Origin of the sequence: Pseudomonas sp. FDAARGOS_380, from assembly GCF_002591235.1 — a bacterium.
GTDB lineage: Bacteria > Pseudomonadota > Gammaproteobacteria > Pseudomonadales > Pseudomonadaceae > Aquipseudomonas > Aquipseudomonas salmasensis.
The window spans coordinates 1,951,724-1,972,215 of record NZ_CP023969.1 but is presented as its reverse complement, the minus strand read 5'-3'; the positions used below and the strand labels follow the sequence as shown (position 1 = coordinate 1,972,215).

Genomic DNA, 20,492 nt, shown 5'->3' with positions numbered 1-20,492 from the left:
AACCCAGGCTGGACTCGATCATGCTGCATTCACACCTGACCACCCTCAATGCGGTCTCGCTGATTCTGGAGACGTTCAAGCCCGACGGCATACCCAGCCAGACCCTGCTGGCTGGCAGTGGCATCGCCAGTGCCGACCTGAGCCGCGCCGACACGCGTATTACCACTCATCAGGAAATGCGCGTATGCGCCAACGCCGTGGCATTGCGTCGGGACATCGGCCTGGAACTGGGCCGGCGCATGCATGTGTCGTCCTACGGCATGCTCGGTTATGCACTGCTCACCAGTGCCACCTTCGGTGACGCTTTGCGCCTGGCCCTGCGCTACCCGGCGCTGTTGGGAACACTTTTTGAACTGAGCCTGGAAGAGGACGACCAGCGCGTCTGGTTCCGCGCCAGCGACTATCGCGAAGACCCAGCCCTGGGCGCCTTCAATGTGGAGTTCTGCCTGCTCTCGCTGAAAGTCATCTGCGACGACCTGCTCGGCCAGCCGCTGCCATTGCTCGGCGCACGCTTTGAATACCCAGCGCCCGACTATCGAGCACGCTACGCCGAACGCTTCGACTGCCCGCTGCAATTTGGCGCCGCCACTAACGCCTTTGCCTTCGACCGTGAGTGGCTCGACCAGCCCCTGCCGCTGGCCGATGCCGTCACCCACTGCGCCATGGTGGAGCGCTGCCGTCGGCAGAACGCCGAGTTCACCGGTCGCCAGGCCTGGCTGGGGCGCGTGCGCTTGTTACTGGCCGCGCAATTGAATGCCGCTCCGGGCCTGGATGGACTGGCAGGGCAAATGAACTGTTCGGCACGCACCCTGCGCCGGCATTTGCATGATCTGGGGTGCAGCTATCAGGAGTTGCTCGACGAGCTACGCTTCGAACGCGCCAAGCAGTTACTGGGGGAGGATGAACTGCCGATCTACCGCATCGCCGAACAACTGGGCTTCAGCGAGACCGCCAGCTTCAGGCATGCGTTCGTGCGCTGGAGCGGTGTGGCGCCGAGTCAGTTCAGGCCCTAGCAAGGGGCGAATAGCGGACAAACACATTGGCCATATCGATCCCCTTTTGGCCGCTCCTGCCGTTCTCCAAACCCCGGCGTCTGGCAACACTGCATGGCATACCCCTGAGCCTTTGGAGAACAACAACATGCTGACGATCTACTCGGACGATCATCATTTGCACCATGGCCGCTGTGAGCTGATGGACGGGCAACTGATGCCCTGCTTCGAAATGCCCTCGCGCGCCGACCATGTACTGCAACGCGTCAAAGAGCGGGAGCTGGGGCCGGTGCAGGCGCCGCAGGATTTCGGCCTGGCGCCGCTGCAACGTATCCACAGCCGCGACTACCTCGACTTCTTCAAAGACGCCTGGCAGCGCTGGACCGAATACGGCCAGGACGGCGACCTGTTGCCCTACACCTGGCCGGCGCGCACGTTGCGCCGCGTGCTGCCCACCAGCCTGCACGGCCAGTTGGGCTATTACAGTTTCGACGGTGGCGCGCCAATCACCGCAGGCACTTGGCAAGCGGCTTACAGTGCGGCGCAAGTGGCCCTCACGGCCCAGGCCGCCATCGCGCAAGGCGCCCACAGTGCCTTCGCCCTGTGCCGCCCACCGGGGCATCATGCCGCCAGCGATTTGATGGGCGGTTATTGCTACCTCAACAACGCGGCCATCGCAGCCCAGGCATTCCTTGACCAGGGCTGTAAAAAGGTCGCGATCCTCGACGTGGACTACCACCACGGCAACGGCACGCAGTCGATTTTTTACGCGCGCAACGACGTGCTGTTCACCTCGATTCACGGCCATCCGGAGGCGGAGTTTCCGTTCTTCCTCGGCTATGACGATGAGCATGGCGAGGGCGAAGGGGTTGGTTTCAACTTCAATTATCCGTTGCCAGCACGCTCCGGCTGGCAGGCCTGGAGCGCCGCGCTGGAACAGGCCTGCGCCGAGATCGAGCGCTACGCCGCCGACATCATCGTGGTGTCCTTGGGCGTGGACACTTTCAAGGACGACCCTATCTCGCAGTTCAAGCTCGACAGCCCGGACTACCTGGCCATGGGCGCACGCATTGCCCGCCTGGGCAAACCCACGCTGTTCGTGATGGAAGGCGGCTACGCGGTGGAAGAAATCGGCATCAATGCCGTCAACGTGCTGGAAGGTTTCGAGGAAGCAGCCCAATGAACATGCTCAAGTCGCTCGCCCTGTGCGCCGTGGTTGTCAGCGGCGCAGCCCAGGCCGAAGAAAAAACCCTGAAGGTCTACAACTGGTTCGACTACATCACGCCCAAGGCGCTGGAAGACTTCAAGGCCCAGCACCCGTCGATCAAGCTGGTGTACGACATTTTCGACACCAACGAAGCGCTGGAAGCCAAGTTGCTCACCGGCAACTCCGGCTATGACGTGGTGGTGCCTTCGAACGTGTTCCTGGCCAAGCAGATCGAGGCCGGCGTGTTCCAGCCGATGGACCGCAGCCAACTGCCCAACTGGAACCACCTTGATCCCAAGCTGATGAAGCTGATCGAAGCCAACGACCCCGGCAACCAGTACGCCGTGCCCTACATGTACGGCACCATCCTGATCGGCTTCAACCCCGCCAAAGTCAAGGCCGCCCTGGGCGACAACGCGCCCGTGGACAGTTGGGACCTGATCTTCAAGGAAGAGAACATCAGCAAGCTCAAGCAATGCGGCGTCGCCCTGCTGGACTCGCCCTCGGAAATCCTGCCCCTGGCCTTGCAGCACCTGGGCCTGGACCCCAACAGCAGCAACCCCAAGGACTACGACAAGGCCGAAGCGCTGTTGATGAAGATCCGCCCGTACGTCACCTACTTTCATTCCTCCAAATACATGGCCGACATCGCCAACGGCGATATCTGCGTGGCGGTGGGCTACTCCGGCAGTTTTTCCCAGGCCGCCAACCGCGCCAAGGAAGCCAAGAATGGCGTGACCGTGGACATGCGCCTGCCCAAGGAAGGCGCGCCGATCTGGTTCGACATGCTCGCCATTCCCAAAGGCGCTAAAAACCCGGGCGATGCCTACACCTTTATCAACTACCTGCTGCAACCCAACGTCATCGCGCCGATCAGCGACTTTGTCGGTTACCCCAACCCCAACAAGGACGCCAGCGGTTTGGTCGACCCGGCCATTCGCAACAACCCCAACCTGTACCCGACCGACGCGGCCATGGCCACGCTCTACACCCTCAAGCCCCTGGACAGCAAAGCCGAACGCGCCAGGACGCGGGCCTGGACCAAGATCAAATCCGGGAAGTAACGCACCGGTTCTCTGATTGGACGTTTTTCTTTAAAACGAGGGCCGCTTGCGCCCTCGCCACCCTTGCAGCACTGAGCAGCTGCGCCTCGACGTATCTACCGCCCTCACCGCCATGGCGCTCGCTACCTTGCCCATTCCTGAAGCCCGTCCGGGCCATCGAATGCAGAGGAGCTGCGCATGCCCAATGACATCGCCAATAACCACCGCCCACCGACGACCTATGAACTGCTCACCCAACTGACCACTGGCCCCACCACCCGTGAAGTGGCCGCCACCACACTGCGCTCGGCACTCAAAGAGCTGTATCCCACGCTGAATATCGACCCCGACCTGGCGGTGGTGGTCAGCCCTCAATGGGAGGTGATCGGCGAGGCTGTCGAACGCGCCCCAGCGCTTGTCGAATCGCTCACGTCGGTGCTCGCGCGTCAGGCGCTGTCCAACGACAGAGTCACCTACATTGACGGCCAACACTTCCTGACGCTGCAGCCCAATGCTGCGGCACCTGTCCACCTGGCCGCGAAAATCGACGCCATCGCACGCCTGATCAACGAGCTGTCCGGCCTGTTGTTCACTGCGTTCCAAGAACAGCAATTGGACTTCTGGAACGCGTCCAACGGCGCCGCCGGCCCTCGTTGGCAGTCCTTCTCCAACGCCCTGCGCAAAGTATGGAACCTCACCGAAGAGCAAGGCTTGGATGAACACGAATGCGCCATGGCGCGCACGGTGTTTCAGGAACCCGACCGGGCCAAGCGTTCACGCAAAGACCCTTACAACAGTCATGCCTACCTGGTTGATGTGGATATCCTGGCAGAGGGTCAATCCACCCACGTGAACTTTCTGGACATCACCGTGTTAGTGGGCCAGTACCAGAAGCGCCAGATGGTCCTCACTTACTCATTGGTCAGTGGGTATGAAACGTTCGAATCATTGGCCGCGTTCGGTGCCTCGTTGCCCGCCAGGCTGAGTGCTCCAGAACGAAACACCACCTTGCAATGGCGCCTGTATGAACCCGACGGCAACTTCTTCGATGCCCTGGCCTGCATCCTGATTTCGCTGCAAATACAGGTGATTGCCAGTTTCGGCGAGACGGATGTGCGGGAACAGCCCCGTGCCCCCGGCGTGGTGAGCATCGTGCCCAGCATTGAAGAGATGAGCGATCATCAATTGTCGAGTATCCGCGACATTCACCAACAACTTCCCAACTGGCTGGCGTCGGCATCAGACTCCGATACCGCCGCCTACAGCCGCTACCTGATCGACCTGGCCCACCTGCACACCCACTACCAAGGCGAGACGTTCCAGGACGGCATTCCAGCCATTCGTGACTATGCGCGAACCCAGTTGCAAAGCCGCATCCGTGCCCCGAAAAAGAACGCGCACCTGAACCTGGACAAGATCGAGATCGTCATCGAGAGCCCGGTCCTGTGGGGCACCTTTATCATCCCAGATGCCGTGGACATTACCCGTCGCAGCCTGATCGACCTGGCCCTGGAGAACCTCACCGGCCTGCCCACCGGCAATACCACGGTGCACTACAACGGCAAGGACAACGGCGTACCCGACTGGCTGACCTACGGCTACCTGAAAGACGTAATCGAAGACATCGATATTGGCCAGTACTACCCTGCCCTGGTCAAACAGAAACTCCTCGAGGACCCGCAGCAATCCAGCCGACGACAGCAGCTCTACACCAGCCACTTGCAGGTGCAATTGCCGCTGCTGGCCCTGCAGATGAAGATTCGCCAACAGGGCGGTATCGATGAACGCGGTTACCGGTATGTCGCCGCGGTGATGCGTACCGAGGAACATGAGCGCCAGGTGGACGGGCAGCCTATCGTCATCCGCTGCCTGGCGTTCGTGCCCACCCTGCGCCCTGGGCATGAACAAGACGGGGTCGCCAATATGTTCGTGATCGGCCCACGACAGTCCGACGCTGGCCCCTGCGTGCTCTATCGGCCCCTGCTTGAACCGGCGCTGCTGCAATTTGCGTCGCGGCAAAACCTGCTGTACGCCATCAAACATGAACGATCGTTGCGCGAATCGGTTTTGGCCTGGCTGCCCGAGGCACAACGGTTCAATTACGCCCAATACGTGTTTCCCGACACCTTGCCGTCGCCTTGGACGGTGGTGCGTGCGCTGGTCGAGCCCCTGACCGTGCTGTACATGAGCGGCCCGATCACGCTGACCGATGAAGAAGTGGGCAATGACACACTGGCCACGCTGTTCAAGGCCAATGCCAATGCCCTGGTCGAATTGGCAACCCGCCAATCGGTGTCCAACGTGCAAAAGCGCTGGGCGACCTTTCGACATGCCGGCTGGCAGATATTCAATGCCGCATTGCCGTTCATGGGCCGCACCCTTGGCGTCGCCGCCTGGATCTGGCAAATCATGGACGACCTGCAAGCCGCCGAGGAAGCGGTGAACAAGGACGACTCGCCCGCGTCCTGGACAGCGCTGGTGGACGTATTCCTCAACCTGGGCATGGCGCTGACCCTGCACATCGCTCTGCGCCACCCTAGCGCACTGGAGCATTTCGAGGCGCCCAAGGTCGAGACCGAATCCGAATCAACCGCCCTCCAAACGATAGATAAGCCTGCGGTGCCCGAGGCAACATTCAGCGCAGATCAACAAGCCAATATTCCCGACAGCCAAGTACCCGCCAAGCATCAAGGCCCGGTGCACATCAGCGGGGCCCTGAGTCATAGTCACCTGGGCCTGGCCAGCACACTCGACAGCTTCAGCGTGACCAAACCTGAGGCACTGGGCGAACAGAACAAAACCCCCGGTCGCCACCTGAATCTCTATGCGCTTGCAGACAAGTGGTATGCCCCGGTGGGCAAGCGTTGGTTCGAGGTGATGGTCGACGACAATGACAGCGTCATCGTCATCGACCCGAACACCCCATCGCGCACCGGCCCACCGCTGATCGGCAACCTGGCGGGCCAGTGGTTTGTGGATGTGCGGCTGCGACTGCGCGGTGGGGGCCTTCGAAACCGTCGACGGGCAGTCAAGGTCGATCAGCCTGCGCGCATTTCGGCGCTCAAGACTTCGCTCAACGCTTTCGATGCGGTCGCCGCCAGCAAACAACTGGACGTGCTTGAATCCAAGCCCGCGCTGGACGCCGCTGCCGGCCCTTCCACCGACCAACAGCGAAGTGCGTTCCTCGATAAAGTCGATGGCCGGCTGGTCGAATACGACGAAGCGATCAACCAGTTGAAGTCCTTGAGCATCATCGACGCGGTGCCCACCTACCAGAGCAACATGAGCGGCTACCTGAAGCAACAAGTGCAATTGACTCAGATTGCCTTGGAACAGCAACTGGTGAGCTACAAGGAGGCGCTGCTGTCGTCGTCGCCCGTCCTTGAAGCCGAGGCAGATATTAACTATCAGGACCAGGCACAAAGCGCACAAAACCTGTCCACTCTGAACCGGGGGATCATCGAGCGCCTGGCGTTCATCAACGAGCGTTTCGGCGATCTCAAAGCGCTGGGAGATGAAGGCGCAGCCGTCATTCGTAAAACCATGGAATCATTGCCCTCGTTCACGCTTATCGAACTCAAGGCGCTGGATATCAGCTTGGGCCGCTACCTGTGTATCGACGAAGCGCAAAGCCAGATCCCAGCCACACTGCGCGAGCGAATGGGCCAGGTCGTCGATACCGCCGAACTCAACGTCGAAAGTTTCGTTGAGATCGTGGAGCGCGGTAACGGTACGTCGCTGGATGAACGCATTGACGTCCTGGACAGCCTGGTTGAGCAATTTTCCAGCGCCGATCAGCGCCTGCTGGACCTGCATGCCGATTACCCGCGGTACCTGCTCAAGCCTCGCTTGGAAAGCCTACGCCAGCAGATTGGCGAATTCAGCCAGCGGGCCGTGCGCGACCTGGCTTACCTCCTGCGCCAGAAAAAAGCTCTGGAACCCAAGCCCGGCACCTCAAAGGCCGAGCCCCCGCCACGGCGCAAAGTCATCAAGACACGCCATCACGGCCTGGTGATGGGCGAACCGCGTGAAGCCGACAGCAGCCTGGTGGACATCAAGGCCGGCGTCACCGGCAAAGTGATCGCCACGTTCCATGAAAAGGCGCCCGGCGTGTGGGTCAAACGGCAAACAACCTCGTCACAGCCACCTGCGCCGGCCTCCGTTGACCTGGACACCAGCATCAACGCCGGGCAAACGCTACTGGATGGAGAACAGACTGAAATCCGCAAAAACCAGGGGTTCTCCAGGAAGCCCTGGCACGCACCGCAGGACATTCAAGACATGTTCAATGCCTATGCCAGGAGGCTTGAAAGCGCATCCAACAACATTGAAGAGGCCCTGACTCGCCGCAACCTTACCGAGAGCGATCACACTTCCGCCGCCTCGACCAACCGCAAGCTCAACGAGGCGGCACAACGGTTTTATCGGCTCGGCAAAAAAACCTACCTGGAGATGGTCAAACATCAAGCACCCACTGCCGAGCGCGTGGAGTGGCTGCATAGCCAAGGCTTGATCCGCATCGTCAAGGTCGTGAGCCGCCGCGCACTCAAAGGGCCCAACAAGGGCTATCTGGATGAGTACGAGATTCGCGATAAAGAGAGCGGCAGGGTGTTGTGGTACGCGCACTTTCACTATGGGACGAAGGATGCCGCCCTTGAGGATTTCACCGCAGACCACCTCAAGACTCGCGAACAACAAGGGCTCGGGGGGTCCCATCAACGCACTGGCCCTAATGACTGGGACATCATCGAGATTCACCGCCGCAAAATCGGCAAGCCACTGGCCAAGTCGCTGTTCTTCAACACCTGAACGTCTTTACGGCAACCACGCCTGATGCAGACGTGCCAGCGCTTGTGCGATGTCGGCTTCGGGCACGGCGGCAAACCCCATCACCAGGCCGGCACGCTGGTCCGCAGGTGGGCTGGCGCCTGCCAGCCAATAGCTGCTCAGGCCGTTGATTTCGACACCTGCGGCATGGGCCTGGGCGAGCAGTAACTGTTCACGCGCCAGGCTTTCCACCCGCACCGTCATGTGCAGCCCCGCCGCAACGCTGGGCAAGGGCCCGACGCCGGGCAAGCCATCGGGCCAACCGGCCAGCAAAGCATTACGTCGGCTCAATGCGGCGCGGCGCATGCGGCGAATGTGGCGCTGGAAATGCCCCGCCGCCATGAACTCGGCCATCACCGCCTGGGTGCTGACTTCGGAGTGGCGCACGTCCACGGCGCGGCGCCGGGTGAACGCTTGCACCAGGCCCGGGGGCAACACCAGGTAACCCAGGCGCAACGCCGGGAACGCCACCTTGCCGAAGGTGCCGACGTACAGCACGCGGCCATTGCGATCCAGCGCAGCCAACGGTGACAGCGGCGCGCCGCTGTAGCGGTACTCGCCGTCGTAATCGTCCTCCACGATCCAGCCGCCTGAACGTTCGGCCCAGGCCAGCAATTCCAGGCGCCGTGCCAGGCTCATCACCACCCCCAGCGGGTACTGATGGGAAGGCGTGACATACGCCACACGGCAGTCATTGAGAGTACCGAGCACTTGGCAATCCATGCCCTCGCCGTCGACCGGCACGCCATGCAGTCGCCCGCCGGCCAACGCGAATGCATGGCCGGCCGCGCGGTAACCGGGGTTTTCCACCGCCACGCCGTCCCCAGGCTCTACCAGCAACTGTGCACAAAGGCTGATGGCCTGCTGTGCGCCACTGGTGATCACAATTTGTTCAGCCGTGCATTGCATGCCGCGCGAGCTGCGCAGGTACGCGGCGATCAAACCACGCAGACGGCCGTCACCTGCCGGGTCGCCATAGCACAGCTGTTCCAGGTCGGGTTTGCGCCAGAACGCCCCATTAAGCTTGGCCCAAACCTCAAACGGGAACAGATCAAAGGCCGGTACACCAACGCGAAAGGCCCGAGGTGGCCCCACAGGCGGCTGGGGCAAGTGATGGTCTTTTACCCGCGCCAACCCGGCACTGTGGATAACTTCATCGTCCAAATCTTCGGGTAAATTCGCCCATTTTGTGGATAAACCTGGGGATAAGCCTGTTGACAACCCTGTGGATACTTTTGTGGATAGTTTTTTGGCCATCGGTAATTGGGCAACGTAGGTGCCATCACCTACCCGGCACTCGATAAACCCTTCCGCATACAGCTGATCGTAGGCGCGTACCACGCTGTTGCGGGAAATCGACAAGGCCGCCGCCAGATCTCGGGTTGCGGGCAACCGCGTGCCACTGACCAGTCGCCCATCCAGCACCCGCTGGCGCAGGGCCTCATAGAGTTGGCGCGTGAGGCCCTGGCGGCGGTCCAACTCGATACCGGCGGGGTTGAAGGACAACGGCGGCGAAATGGGCGGCATATTGGACCTATGAAAATAGCGCTAGATGGCTCTTACAACGAACCAATAGCCTGCCTAGGATGCAGGCATTCGCCAAGGAAAATTTCCATGTACACACCCCGCGCCTTTGCTCTCGATGACTTGCCCGAAATCCAGCAACTGATCCAGCACACTCGTTTGGCGCAGTTGATCACCCTGGGTGAAAACGGCCTGCAAGCCAGCCATCTGCCCTTGCTGCTCAACCCCGATGAAGGCCCCAACGGCACGCTGTACGGCCACTTGGCCAAGGCCAACCCACAATGGCGCGAGCTGCAAAATGGCAGTGAGGCGCTGGTGATCTTCGCCGGTGCCGACGCCTATATCAGCCCGGCGTTTTACCCCGCCAAGGCCGAGCACGGCAAAGTGGTGCCGACCTGGAACTACATCGCCGTGCACGCCTATGGCACGCCTGAGGTGTTCAGCGACGCCGAGCGCTTGCTCAAGGTGGTCACCGCCCTCACCGACCGCCATGAAAGCGGCCGCGCCCAACCCTGGCGTGTCAGCGACGCACCGGCGGACTACATTGACGGCATGCTCAAGGCCATCGTCGGCTTCGCCCTGCCGATCGAGCGCCTGGTGGGCAAACGCAAACTCAGCCAGAACCGCAGCGCGGCCGACATGGCCGGTGTGCGTGACGGCCTGGCCGCCAGTGCCGATGTACGCGACCAGACCCTGGCCCGCTTTATTCCCCAAGGAGTTTCAGAATGAGCTTGATCGACATTCGCCAGGTGACAGCGGCTGACCACGCCGCCTGGCTGCCGCTGTGGCAGGCGTACTTGAAGTTCTATAACACCGAACTGCCGGACGCCGTCAGCCAAAGCACTTGGCAACGCCTGATAGACCCCAGCGAGCCGACCCATTCGGCACTGGCCTGGCAGGACGGCAAGGCGGTGGGCATGGTCAACTTCATCTACCATCGCTCCAACTGGAGCATCGAGAACTCCTGCTACCTGCAGGACTTGCTGGTGGACCCGGCTCAACGTGGCACCGGCGTGGGTCGCCAATTGATTGAATTCGTCTACGCCACCGCCAAAGCCGATGGCTGCTGCAAGGTGCACTGGTTGACCCATGAGACCAACACCACCGCGATCCAGCTCTACGAGCGCATCGCCGAACGCCCAGGCTTCATTCAATTTCGCAAAGGTCTCTAAGGAGCGCATCATGACTAATTCCCTCGCCGACTGGAAAGGCGCCCCGGCGCCCACCGCGCACCTGCTTGAAGGGCGTTTTATCCACCTGGAAAAGCTCGACCCGGCGCGCCATGCCGACCAACTGTGGCAAGCCCTTGAAGGTCCAGGAGCCGACCCGAAGCTGTGGGATTATTTGCCCTACGGCCCGTTCACCGAGCGCAGTGCCTTCGATGCCTGGCTGAACAACCACGCCGCCCACAGCGACCCGTACTTTTTCAGCGTGATCGACCGTGCGACGGGCCAGGTCCAGGGCATCCTCAGCCTGATGTCCATCGTCCCGGCGCAAGGCCGCATCGAAATCGGCCACGTCACCTTCGGCGCACCGATGCAGCGCTCGCCGAAAAGTACTGAAGCGGTGTACCTGCTGGCCAAGTATGCGTTCGAGCAGGGCTACCGTCGGCTGGAGTGGAAGTGCAACAACGGCAACGCGCGGTCCAAGTACGCGGCCGAGCGGTTGGGGTTCAGTTTTGAAGGGGTGTTCCGCCAGCACATGGTGGTCAAGGGACAGAACCGCGATACGGCGTGGTATTCGATCCTGGATTCGGAATGGCCGAAGGTCGGTGCCGGGTTTGAGGCGTGGTTGTCGGAAGCGAACCAGAGTGGTTCGGGCCAACTGAAGACACTCACAGAGTGTCGCAATTAACACTCAACTCTGTAGGAGCGAGCTTGCTCGCGAAAAACGTCAACGATAACGCGTGCTGCCTGAATAAACGCGGCGCCTGTGAGTTTTTCGCGAGCAAGCTCGCTCCTACAAAAAAGCCTTAACTCACATCTGTAGGAGCGAGCTTGCTCGCTCCTACCTAGGCAAGCCCCCTCCCACAGGTTTGACTAGCGCTGAATCAGTCGGCCAGGCGCTGGGCCAGCACCGCAATATGCTCCGGCCCGATGCCGCAGCAACCGCCCAAATGGCTGGCGCCGCGTGCCTGCCAATCTGCCGCCCAGTGCAAGTAACCCGGCGGGTCGAGGTCGTCGCGCAACGGGTCCAGGCCATCGTTGGCCGTGGCTTCCTTGGGTTGCGGTGGGAAGGCGTTGGCGTAGGCGCCGATCTGAATCGCTACACCCAGTCGTTCGAAGGTTGCACGCGCCGCATCAATGGCCGTGCCGATCACTTCCGGCTGGCTGCAGTTGAACAGCAATACCTGCACGCCCAGTTGCGCCGCCGCCTCGGCTGCGTCCGCCACCGGTTCGCCGGAGCGCAGGCGCGGGACCTCGTCGGTGTCTTCGTCTTTCAAGGTAAACGACAGCCAGAACGGCTTGCCATCTTTAGGCAGACCGGCATGAATCGCCCGTGCTTCAGCGATCGAGCTCTGGGTCTCCGCCAGCCACAGGTCTACATGCGGGGCCAGGCCGTTCACCAACGGGGTGAGCAACTCACTGACGCGCTCGGCCTGGAACAGATCAGGGCGATAAGAGCCAAACAGCGGCGGCAGTGAGCCGGCGACCTGCACGGCTTTACCGGAGGCTTGCACCGCCCGTCGCGCCAACTCACCGGCCAACGCGGCCAGCGCCTGGCCTTCTTGGGCAAACCGCGCTTCGCCAATGTGGAACGGCACCACCGCGTAACTGTTGCTGGTGATCACATTGGCGCCACTGTCGATGTAGGCCGCGTGCACCGCCTCCACCGCTTGTGGCGCCTCGCTCAAGGCCAGTGCCGACCATTCCGGCTGACGGAACGGCGCGCCACGGCGTTGCAGTTCACGGCCCATGCCGCCATCGAGAATTACTGTGCTTACTGCGCCCATATGCTTTTTACTCATATGCTTATGAAAATAACTCACTATGAGAGTCGTTCTTATAACTATTTAATGCGTACCGTTCGGTTAATAACAACCTCTTTTTTATTCAGGTGTTCGATTTTGAAATTCAGACCGCTGTTGGCCCTGGGCCTGACGATGTTGGCTGCTTCAACCCAAGCCTTTGGCGGTGCCACGCTGGATCGTGTCGAGCAGAAAAAAGAACTGGTCGGCGTGCTGATGGAAAGCTACCCGCCGTTTTCATTTCTCAATGACCAGAACCAGCTCGACGGTTTCGACGTGGACGTGGCCAAGGCCGTGGCGCAAAAACTGGGCGTGAAGTTGCGCCTGGAAACCCCGTCCTGGGACGTGATCGCCGCCGGCCGCTGGAGCGGGCGCTACGATATCTGCATCTGCTCCATGACCCCAAGCAAGGCACGCGCCGAGGTGTTCGACTTCCCGGTGGAGTACTACGCTTCGCCGGCCGTGATCGTGGTCAATGCCAAGGACGATCGCATCCACGAAGCCCGGGACCTGAGCGGCAAGAAAGTCGGCCTCACCAGCGCCTCCAGCTACGAAAGCTACCTGAACAAGAACCTGGTGATCGAAGGCGCTGAAGACACGCAATTGCAGTACCCGTTCGAGGAGGTGCAGATCGCCCCGTACGACACCGACAACGTGGCATTCCAGGACCTGGGCCTGGGTGCTGGCGTGCGCCTGGATGCGATCCTCACCAACCTGGTCACCGCGCAGCCGCGCCTGACCCAGGACAAGCGCTTCAAGCTCGCCGGTGCGCCGCTGTACTCGGAGCCCAACTCGGTGGCCATCGAGAAAGGCGACCCGCAGTGGGACAGCAAAGTGCGTGAGGTCTTCGCCCAGCTCAAGCAGGACGGTACCTTGAGCGCGCTGTCGCAAAAATGGATCGGCGCCGATATCAGCCGATGAGTTTTCGCCTACGGCTTTACCTGACCTGGGCGGCACTGTTCGCCCTGTTTGCGAGTTTCTTCCTGAGCTTTGACCTGAAGTTCTCGATCATCCTCGACAAGCTGCCCAACCTGGTCGGCCTGCACCTTGCGCCCAACGGCTTCCTGCAAGGTGCGGCGCTGACACTGTTCTTGTGCCTGTGCGCCATTGTCGCCTCATCGGTGCTGGGCTTTATCACCGCGCTGGGGCGCCTGTCCAAAAGTGCGGTGGCGTTCGGCATCGCCAGTTTCTACGCCTCGTTCTTTCGCGGCACACCGCTGCTGATCCAGATCCTGTTGATCTACCTGGGCCTGCCGCAACTGGGGCTGGTGCCAGGCGCCATCGTCGCCGGGATCATCGCGCTGTCGCTGAACTACGGCGCCTACCTGAGTGAAATTTTCCGCGCCGGCATCCTCGGCGTGCCCCATGGCCAACGCGAGGCTGCGCTGGCCCTGGGCATGCGCGACAGGGCGATCTTCTGGCACGTGACCCTGCCCCAGGCCATGCGCACCATCATCCCGCCGGCCACCAACCAGTTCATCTCGATGCTCAAGGACTCCTCCCTGATCTCGGTGATGGGTGTGTGGGAAGTGATGTTTCTGGCGCAGTCCTATGGCCGCTCAAGCTACCGCTATATCGAGATGCTCACGACGGCGGCGATCATTTATTGGGTGATGTCCCTGGGGCTGGAATTGATCCAGGCGCGCATGGAGCGGCATTTCGGCAAGGGCTACGTGCGGCGCGGTTGAAGGTCAGGGCCCGTTGCGCCGCACCTTGACCACGCCCATCTGCAAACCGAAGGGCCGAAACACGGCATTCAGCGATTTCAGGGTTGGGTTGCCCTCGCCATGTTCGATATGCACCAGAGTGCGCACCGAGATTTTGCACATTCTGGCGAACTGGCTTTGGTGCAGGCCGGTCACTTCGGTGCGCAGGCGGCGCACGGCGGCGCCCAGCTCGAGCGAGCCATCGGCCAAGCCTTGTTCGACGCTGTCGATCAACAGCGCACGGGCGTCCATGCTGATCGTCATCTCAACCCCCACTGTTTGAGGCGCAGGTCCAGCTTCCCCAGTGGAACGCTGGGGTGATTCAAGGTCACAGCGGGCACGCCACTGGTCACCAGAAGATCCGGTAATGCACGCAGGTGCTCGGCTGTTTGTCGCAGGCGTTCAAAGCTTTGCTCGGGGTCGACGAGGTCGGCCAAAGCCTCGCATACCGCTCGCCAATTGATATCCCCGGCGATTTCCAAGGGTTTGGGCCATTTGGTGGTTCGAGTGACGGCTTCAGCGTCCATTACCATGGGTGCCAAATCATAAATGGGGGCCAGGCGCAGCGCCTTGGGCTCGCGGATGATCGATGTATTGCGGCCGTGGTTATCCGAATTACCCAGCACTTTATTCAGCAAATCCCGGCGCAGGTACTCTGCGACCAGATCTGCGATTTGGGCCTCTTGGCCCACTGCTCGCCATTGATCGACCAACAGCCTCACCACCTCCAGATGATCCATGTAGCTGCCAGGGGTGGTTACACCGGCCAAGGAATAGATCGACTCGACGGCCAGCCGTTCAACACCGCCCTCACCCAGCCTGCGATCAAAACGATGCATCCACAGGCTGGGTTTTGTCGCCTCTTCCAGCGCCAGCCCTTGGGTGGCGACCGTTTCGATGCCAAGAGACTCAAGCGCCCGGTAATAGTGGTACTCACTTCGCAGGATATCTTGATCAGTCTGCGTGGCCTGGTTGCGCGCGAACTTGATGAACCAGTGCTGAGCGACGTCAGCGTCATTCAGAATCGCATCTGGGTACAACAAGCCATCGGTACCTTGGGTCATCAATAATTTCGGCGCCTCGCCCCCTGCTCCGGTCGCACCACCGATGGCAGCACCTTGTTCATAGGCATATTCCAGGAAGCGGCTGTCGCGACTGACGACCTCATGTCGTGCAAATCCCATCGGTGTTTCACCGCCCAGGGCTTGGATGGACTCCTTGATCCGCATGTTGCCAATCGGTGCCGGCGTACTGCGCCCCAGTAAGAACAAATCGTCATCGATGGCCTGGGGTTTCTCACGACCAAGACGCTGCATCAAAAAACGCTTGGCCGCGCCGGCTGGCGCGATATCGTGCAAAAAAGCGGGGGCTGACTTGAGCACTGTCACGTCCCAATCCAGCGGGAACCGGGCACTGACAGCGGTGCAGAAAGGTTGCTGGATCTCTTCGAGGTGATCGACCAGATAATCCTGGCGGTAATGAAACCTGCAGGGCCCGACAAAACCCTGTTGCGGTTCAGGAAATTCAAGTCGCATAGCATCACGCCAGTGCCCGGCGGTGAAAATCTGCAGCGTCAAAGAGTAAGCGGTGTCTTTCTGCAATTTAGTGCACCTGCGAGGCGGAAACGGGAGCGACACATGCAATATAGTGCATATCCTACGAATGACGAGCCTTTATATACGCATTAAAATGCAGATATCGAGGGAAAATACCTGAAAACATGCAATTTAATGCAAACGGCTTAACCGTCATCACTGCGCCACATTTCTGCAACGACCTTGCGCTATACCAATCGACTCGCTTGCCATAACAAGGTCGTCCAGCATGCCCCCGTCTCCTCAACGCCTCGCGCTCGCCATCACCCTGTTGGCCAGCGGCGGTTTCATTGAAGCCGCCGCAGCAAAAAACCTGCAGATCGACACACCTACTACCCAGGGGCAAACCCTGGGTGGCAGTGATACGTTGACCACGTCGGCGCCTGGCAGCATTACAACTTCCGGGGTAGCGGTGACGCTCAAGGACGGCACCCGCGGTGAGGGGGTGGTAGTCACCAACGCGGGCAAGCTGGCCTCCACTGGCGGCCGGGGTATCGACAGTTCGGGCAGTGTCAGCGGGGAGCGCAGGTACAGCATTTACAACCTTGCCGGTGGGGTGATTCAAGGCGCCAATGATGCGTTGCGCATCAACAGTAACTTCGCCAGCGGCAGCGTGCTGATCGACAACAGCGGCACCCTTCGCTCGGCCACCGGCCAAGGGCTGGACCTGGATGCGCTGCGCAGCAGTAACGTCACTACCACGATCATCAACCGTGCCGGTGGCTTGATTCGCGGGGAGGCCAGCGACGGCATGAAGACCGGCGCCAACGCCTCTATCACTAACTACGGTGAGATCTCCACCGGCAACACCTTCTCCCGCGATGACAAGTTCGATGGCGTGGACATCGACTCCGCCAGCGGCGTGACGGTCACCAACTACGGTCTGATTTCCGGTGGCCGCCATGGCATCACCACGGACGAGGGCGCCACGCTGACCAACTACGGCACGGTGATCGGTCGCAACGGCTCGGGCTTTGGTTCCGATGGCGACGGCACTGTGATCAACCACGGCACCATCACCGGCGCGTTCTCCGGGCTGCAACCGGATGGCGACGGTGACGGCGTGGACATCGACAAGATCGCCCATATCGAAAACTACGGCGTCATCCAGGGTGTAGGCGCCGGAGGTGTCGACAAGAACGGCTTTGCCAACGGCAGCGAAGGGATCGCCCTGGGCGGCGGCTCTCTCTACAACGCCAAAGGCGCGTTGGTCAGTGGTGCCAACAATGCCATCTTGGTGGACGACGGCAGCGATGGTCCGGGGCTCGCGGCCACCACCCTGGAGAACCACGGCACGATTGAAGGCCTGGATGGCTTTGGCGTGAAGTTCGTCGGCAACTATGCCGATACGGTCATCAACAGCGGCACCATCAGCGGCAGCAGTGGCCTGGCCCTGGATTTGGGCGGCGGCGATGACCAGCTGATCTTGCGCAACGGCAGCCGCTTTATCGGCACGGTGGACGGCGGCAGCGGTTACGACCGACTGACCCTGGACGACGTCGCCGGTGGCAGTTTTGGCGACAGCCGCAACCTCGAACGGCTGAACGTCAAGCAAGGCACCTGGACGTTGACCGGCCAGGGTGACTTCAGCGACGGCGGCGAGATTTCCAGCGGTGCCAAGCTGGTCAACCAAGGCGGCATTGTCGGGGACGTGACGGTCGACACAGGCGGTGTGTATGCCGGCGGCGGCTCGGTGGGCAGCCTGGTGGTGAACGGCACCCTGCAGACCAACACCGCGCTGGGCACCGCCAGCATCAACCGCGACTTGCGCATGGGCAGCGGCTCGACCCTGGCCTATGGCGTCAACGCCGACGGCAGCAGCGCGCCGATCAAGGTCGGCGGCACCGCTTACCTCAATGGCGCGACCCTGGCGGTCAACCCCGGCGAAGGCACCTACCCCTGGCAAAGCCATTACAGCGTGCTGCAAGCCGGCAGCATCAATGGCACGTTTGGCAAGGTCACCAGCGACTACGCCTTCCTGACCCCGACCCTGGATTACAGCCCCACTCAGGTCGGCCTTACGTACACCCGTAACGACATCGCCTTCAACCAATTCGCCAGCACCGGCAATGGCGCCAACGCCGCCAACAGCCTGGCAGGCCTGGGCACGAACAACCCGCTGTACAACGCCCTGCTCAATACCACCACCGCCACAGCCGGTGCCGCCATCGAGCAACTGGCGGGCAGTAGCACCGCCAACCTCACCAGCGCCACCCTCAATGCCAGTGCGCAAGTGGGCAACAGCATGCTCGCCGCCATGCATCAGGTGGGCGGCGGTGCGGGACTGCTGGTGGGGCTCAATGACAAAGATACGCCGGTACTGGCCGCCACCGGCGTGCCCGCCGAAGTGCGCAACCTCAATGACCCGAACGCCCGCGGCCGCCTGTGGCTGCAAGGCATCGGCAGCTACGGCAAGCTCGATGGCGAGCACGGCAGCAACGGTTTGACCCAACGCACCAAAGGCACAGTGCTCGGCGCCGATTGGGCGCTGGACAGCGACTGGCGCCTGGGTGTACTGGGCGGTTACTCCAAGACCGACCTGGACACCACCGGTGTGGACGGCAGCGTCGACAGCTGGCACGCCGGCGTCTATGCCCTGCGCCAGAGCGGCCCATTGGCGTTGCGCCTGGGTGCGGCCTACAGCAGGCACCAGGGCGACAGTAAACGCACGGTGGCCTTCAACGGTTTTAACGACCGCCCCAAAGGCGACTATGACGCCAACAGCCAGCAGGCTTTTGCGGAACTGGGCTACGCCCTGGGCAGCGGTCGCTTGAGCGCAGAACCGTTCGCCAACCTCGGCTACCAGCGCTACCAGCGCGACGGCTATAACGAAAAAGGCGGCGCCGCTGCGCTGCATGTCGAGGGCCAGACCCAGGACAACTTCAGCAGCACCTTCGGCCTGCGCCTGGCGCACTTGAGCCAGCTGGACAACGGCGTCAGCCTCACACCTCGTGCCAGCGTTGGCTGGAAGCACACCTATGGCGATGTCGACAGCACCACACGCCAGGCTTTCCTGGCCGGTGGCACCGCCTTCAATGTGCAAGGCAGCGCCCTGGACCGCGACAGCCTGTTGCTCGAAGCAGGCCTGGACGTAGGCTTATCCGCCCGTCATCGCCTGGGCCTGGGCTATACCGGCGAAGTGGGCAGCAACAGCCGCAACCATGCGCTGACCGGCCAATGGCAGATGAGTTTTTAATCGCACCGTACTAGAGACAACTCCCGCACATCAGCGGTCGATAGGCTGACAGTTATCCCCCCGCGCCTCGCCTAAATTCCCGGCCTCATTCATCAGAGGTTGGGAATTCATGCCCTTTACACTTCAAAGAATCGCAATCGTCATCAGCTTGGCAGTGGCCGCCAGTTTTCAGCCAGCCCATGCGCGCGGCGATATTGAATACAAGCCCTACGGCAGCTATCCCTATGACGCCGCCGACTATAGCGGAGTATTTATACCCCAGTTCGAAGCGCCGCCCCTTCCACCGCCCTTCGACGGGTTCCTCACTCAGCAGGCCACTTCGCACAACGGCCTGCAAGTCGCCAAGGTGCTGGAGCCGGCAGTGATTCAACTGGTGGCCTCCGGCGAGTTGGACGCGGAAGACCTCAAGGAGCTGCAAAAATCGCTCGAACAATTGAGCAAACAACCTGGAGGGATCGGCGCAGCCCTTGAGCAACTGGCCGCCAGCCAAAACGCCAACCTGGCCACCGCAACCCAGGCCACCACCCAACACCTGAGCCGCCAATTGCTCGCCACCCTGCGCACACTGCCTACTGACGACGACGGCCACTTCTGGGTGCAAGGCCTGGGCAACGGCGGCAGCCTAGACGCACAACACGGCAGCGCCGGCTTGAAACACGATACCCAAGGCCTGTTGCTGGGCGCCGACTGGGCGGTCGACCATGCGTGGCGGGTGGGTGTCATGGGCGCCAAGACCTCCAGCCGCTTCGATGCCCCGCGTTATGCCGCCGACCTGGACAGCTGGCACTTGGGCGGCTACGCCGTGCGCCAGGACGGCCCCTTCGCCCTGCGCCTGGGGGCGATCTACAGCAACCATGCCGGGCAGAACAAACGCAGCGTCAGCCTGCTCAATTACCACGACTCGCTCAAAAGCAAATACAACGCCAGCAGCCAGACCCTGTTCTCCGAACTGGGCTATCAATTGGGCAGCGGTGATTCCACTGTCGAACCCTTCGTCGGCCTCGGCTACCAACGCTACCAGCGCGACCGTTTCAAAGAGAGCGGCGGCGTGACCGCATTGAACGTCGGCCCACAAACCCAGCGAAACCTGAACAGCACCTTTGGCTTGCGCTTGGCAACGCTGTATCGCTTCGACAACAACATGAGCCTCACGCCCCACCTCAGTACGAGCTGGAAACACCTCTACGGCGACGTCAACAGCCAGGTCCGCCAAACCTCGCGCTATGCGCCGGGCCTGATCGACGGTTACACCATCACCGGCACCGCCCTGGACCGCGATAGCTTTGACCTGCAAGCAGGCCTGGACCTTGCCTTGTCCACCCAACACAGCGTCGGCCTGACCTATACCCGCCAAGCCGGCAACCATGGCCACGACCAAGGCCTGATGGGCCAGTGGAAAATGAGCTTCTAAGCCCGTGAACGCCTGAATTGCAG

Annotated in this window: 15 protein-coding genes; 11 read left to right on the top strand and 4 right to left on the bottom strand. The window is 61.4% G+C overall.

Going from position 1 to position 20,492, the window contains the following annotated elements:
• Positions 1-20: 20 nt before the first annotated feature.
• The 4 genes from CRN80_RS09210 (at position 21) to CRN80_RS09195 (ending at position 8,051) form a co-directional block, all read left to right on the top strand.
• Positions 21-1,013, top strand: coding sequence for an AraC family transcriptional regulator (locus tag CRN80_RS09210; RefSeq protein WP_098950012.1), 993 nt, complete (start codon positions 21-23; stop codon positions 1,011-1,013).
• Between the two features lie 127 nt (positions 1,014-1,140).
• Entirely contained in the window at positions 1,141-2,175 is a 1,035-nt protein-coding gene (locus tag CRN80_RS09205) for a histone deacetylase family protein (RefSeq protein WP_098950011.1), read from the top strand.
• Entirely contained in the window at positions 2,172-3,263 is a 1,092-nt protein-coding gene (locus CRN80_RS09200; protein ID WP_032894452.1) for a polyamine ABC transporter substrate-binding protein, read from the top strand. Before CRN80_RS09205 ends, CRN80_RS09200 begins: the two co-directional genes overlap by 4 nt.
• Positions 3,264-3,440: 177 nt before the next feature.
• The gene (locus CRN80_RS09195; RefSeq protein ID WP_098950010.1) at positions 3,441-8,051 is read left to right on the top strand and encodes a dermonecrotic toxin domain-containing protein; all 4,611 of its coding nucleotides are present in this window, start codon (positions 3,441-3,443) and stop codon (positions 8,049-8,051) included.
• A gap of 6 nt (positions 8,052-8,057) precedes the next feature.
• Here CRN80_RS09195 and CRN80_RS09190 read toward each other — a convergent pair whose 3' ends face one another.
• Positions 8,058-9,596, bottom strand: coding sequence for a PLP-dependent aminotransferase family protein (locus tag CRN80_RS09190; protein ID WP_098950009.1), 1,539 nt, complete (start codon positions 9,594-9,596; stop codon positions 8,058-8,060).
• Positions 9,597-9,683: 87 nt separating this feature from the next.
• On the opposite strand from CRN80_RS09190, the gene CRN80_RS09185 reads away from it, so the two are divergent.
• The 3 genes from CRN80_RS09185 to CRN80_RS09175 are packed head-to-tail and all read left to right on the top strand — an operon-like array spanning position 9,684 to position 11,447.
• A complete protein-coding gene (locus tag CRN80_RS09185) occupies positions 9,684-10,322 on the top strand; it encodes an FMN-binding negative transcriptional regulator (RefSeq protein ID WP_098950008.1) in 639 nt (212 codons plus the stop codon).
• On the top strand, positions 10,319-10,765 hold the full coding sequence (locus CRN80_RS09180) for a GNAT family N-acetyltransferase (protein WP_098950007.1): 447 nt from the start codon (positions 10,319-10,321) through the stop codon (positions 10,763-10,765). The genes CRN80_RS09185 and CRN80_RS09180 overlap by 4 nt, the downstream gene beginning before the upstream one ends.
• A gap of 10 nt (positions 10,766-10,775) precedes the next feature.
• Positions 10,776-11,447, top strand: a complete 672-nt coding sequence (locus CRN80_RS09175) for a GNAT family N-acetyltransferase (RefSeq protein ID WP_098950006.1) — start codon at positions 10,776-10,778, stop codon at positions 11,445-11,447.
• A 196-nt stretch (positions 11,448-11,643) separates the two neighbouring features.
• Here CRN80_RS09175 and CRN80_RS09170 read toward each other — a convergent pair whose 3' ends face one another.
• Complete coding sequence (locus CRN80_RS09170) at positions 11,644-12,546, bottom strand: homocysteine S-methyltransferase family protein (RefSeq protein ID WP_098950005.1); 903 nt, start codon at positions 12,544-12,546, stop codon at positions 11,644-11,646.
• A gap of 114 nt (positions 12,547-12,660) precedes the next feature.
• Between CRN80_RS09170 and CRN80_RS09165 the strand changes: the two genes are divergently transcribed.
• Positions 12,661-13,482: an ABC transporter substrate-binding protein gene (locus CRN80_RS09165; protein ID WP_098950004.1), complete on the top strand. Its 822-nt coding sequence runs from the start codon at positions 12,661-12,663 to the stop codon at positions 13,480-13,482.
• The gene (locus CRN80_RS09160; protein ID WP_014720547.1) at positions 13,479-14,249 is read left to right on the top strand and encodes an amino acid ABC transporter permease; all 771 of its coding nucleotides are present in this window, start codon (positions 13,479-13,481) and stop codon (positions 14,247-14,249) included. Before CRN80_RS09165 ends, CRN80_RS09160 begins: the two co-directional genes overlap by 4 nt.
• Before the next feature lie 3 nt (positions 14,250-14,252).
• Here the strand turns inward: CRN80_RS09160 and CRN80_RS09155 are convergent, their stop codons facing one another.
• Together CRN80_RS09155 and CRN80_RS09150 are read right to left on the bottom strand one after the other, a co-directional pair.
• Positions 14,253-14,531, bottom strand: a complete 279-nt coding sequence (locus CRN80_RS09155) for a helix-turn-helix domain-containing protein (RefSeq protein ID WP_032894437.1) — start codon at positions 14,529-14,531, stop codon at positions 14,253-14,255.
• Positions 14,528-15,868 (bottom strand): type II toxin-antitoxin system HipA family toxin, encoded by a 1,341-nt coding sequence (locus CRN80_RS09150; RefSeq protein WP_098950003.1) that lies wholly within the window; start codon positions 15,866-15,868, stop codon positions 14,528-14,530. Before CRN80_RS09150 ends, CRN80_RS09155 begins: the two co-directional genes overlap by 4 nt.
• A gap of 223 nt (positions 15,869-16,091) precedes the next feature.
• On the opposite strand from CRN80_RS09150, the gene CRN80_RS09145 reads away from it, so the two are divergent.
• Entirely contained in the window at positions 16,092-19,058 is a 2,967-nt protein-coding gene (locus CRN80_RS09145) for an autotransporter domain-containing protein (RefSeq protein ID WP_098950002.1), read from the top strand.
• Between the two features lie 109 nt (positions 19,059-19,167).
• Positions 19,168-20,469: an autotransporter domain-containing protein gene (locus CRN80_RS09140; RefSeq protein WP_098950001.1), complete on the top strand. Its 1,302-nt coding sequence runs from the start codon at positions 19,168-19,170 to the stop codon at positions 20,467-20,469.
• The last annotated feature ends 23 nt before the right edge of the window (positions 20,470-20,492 follow it).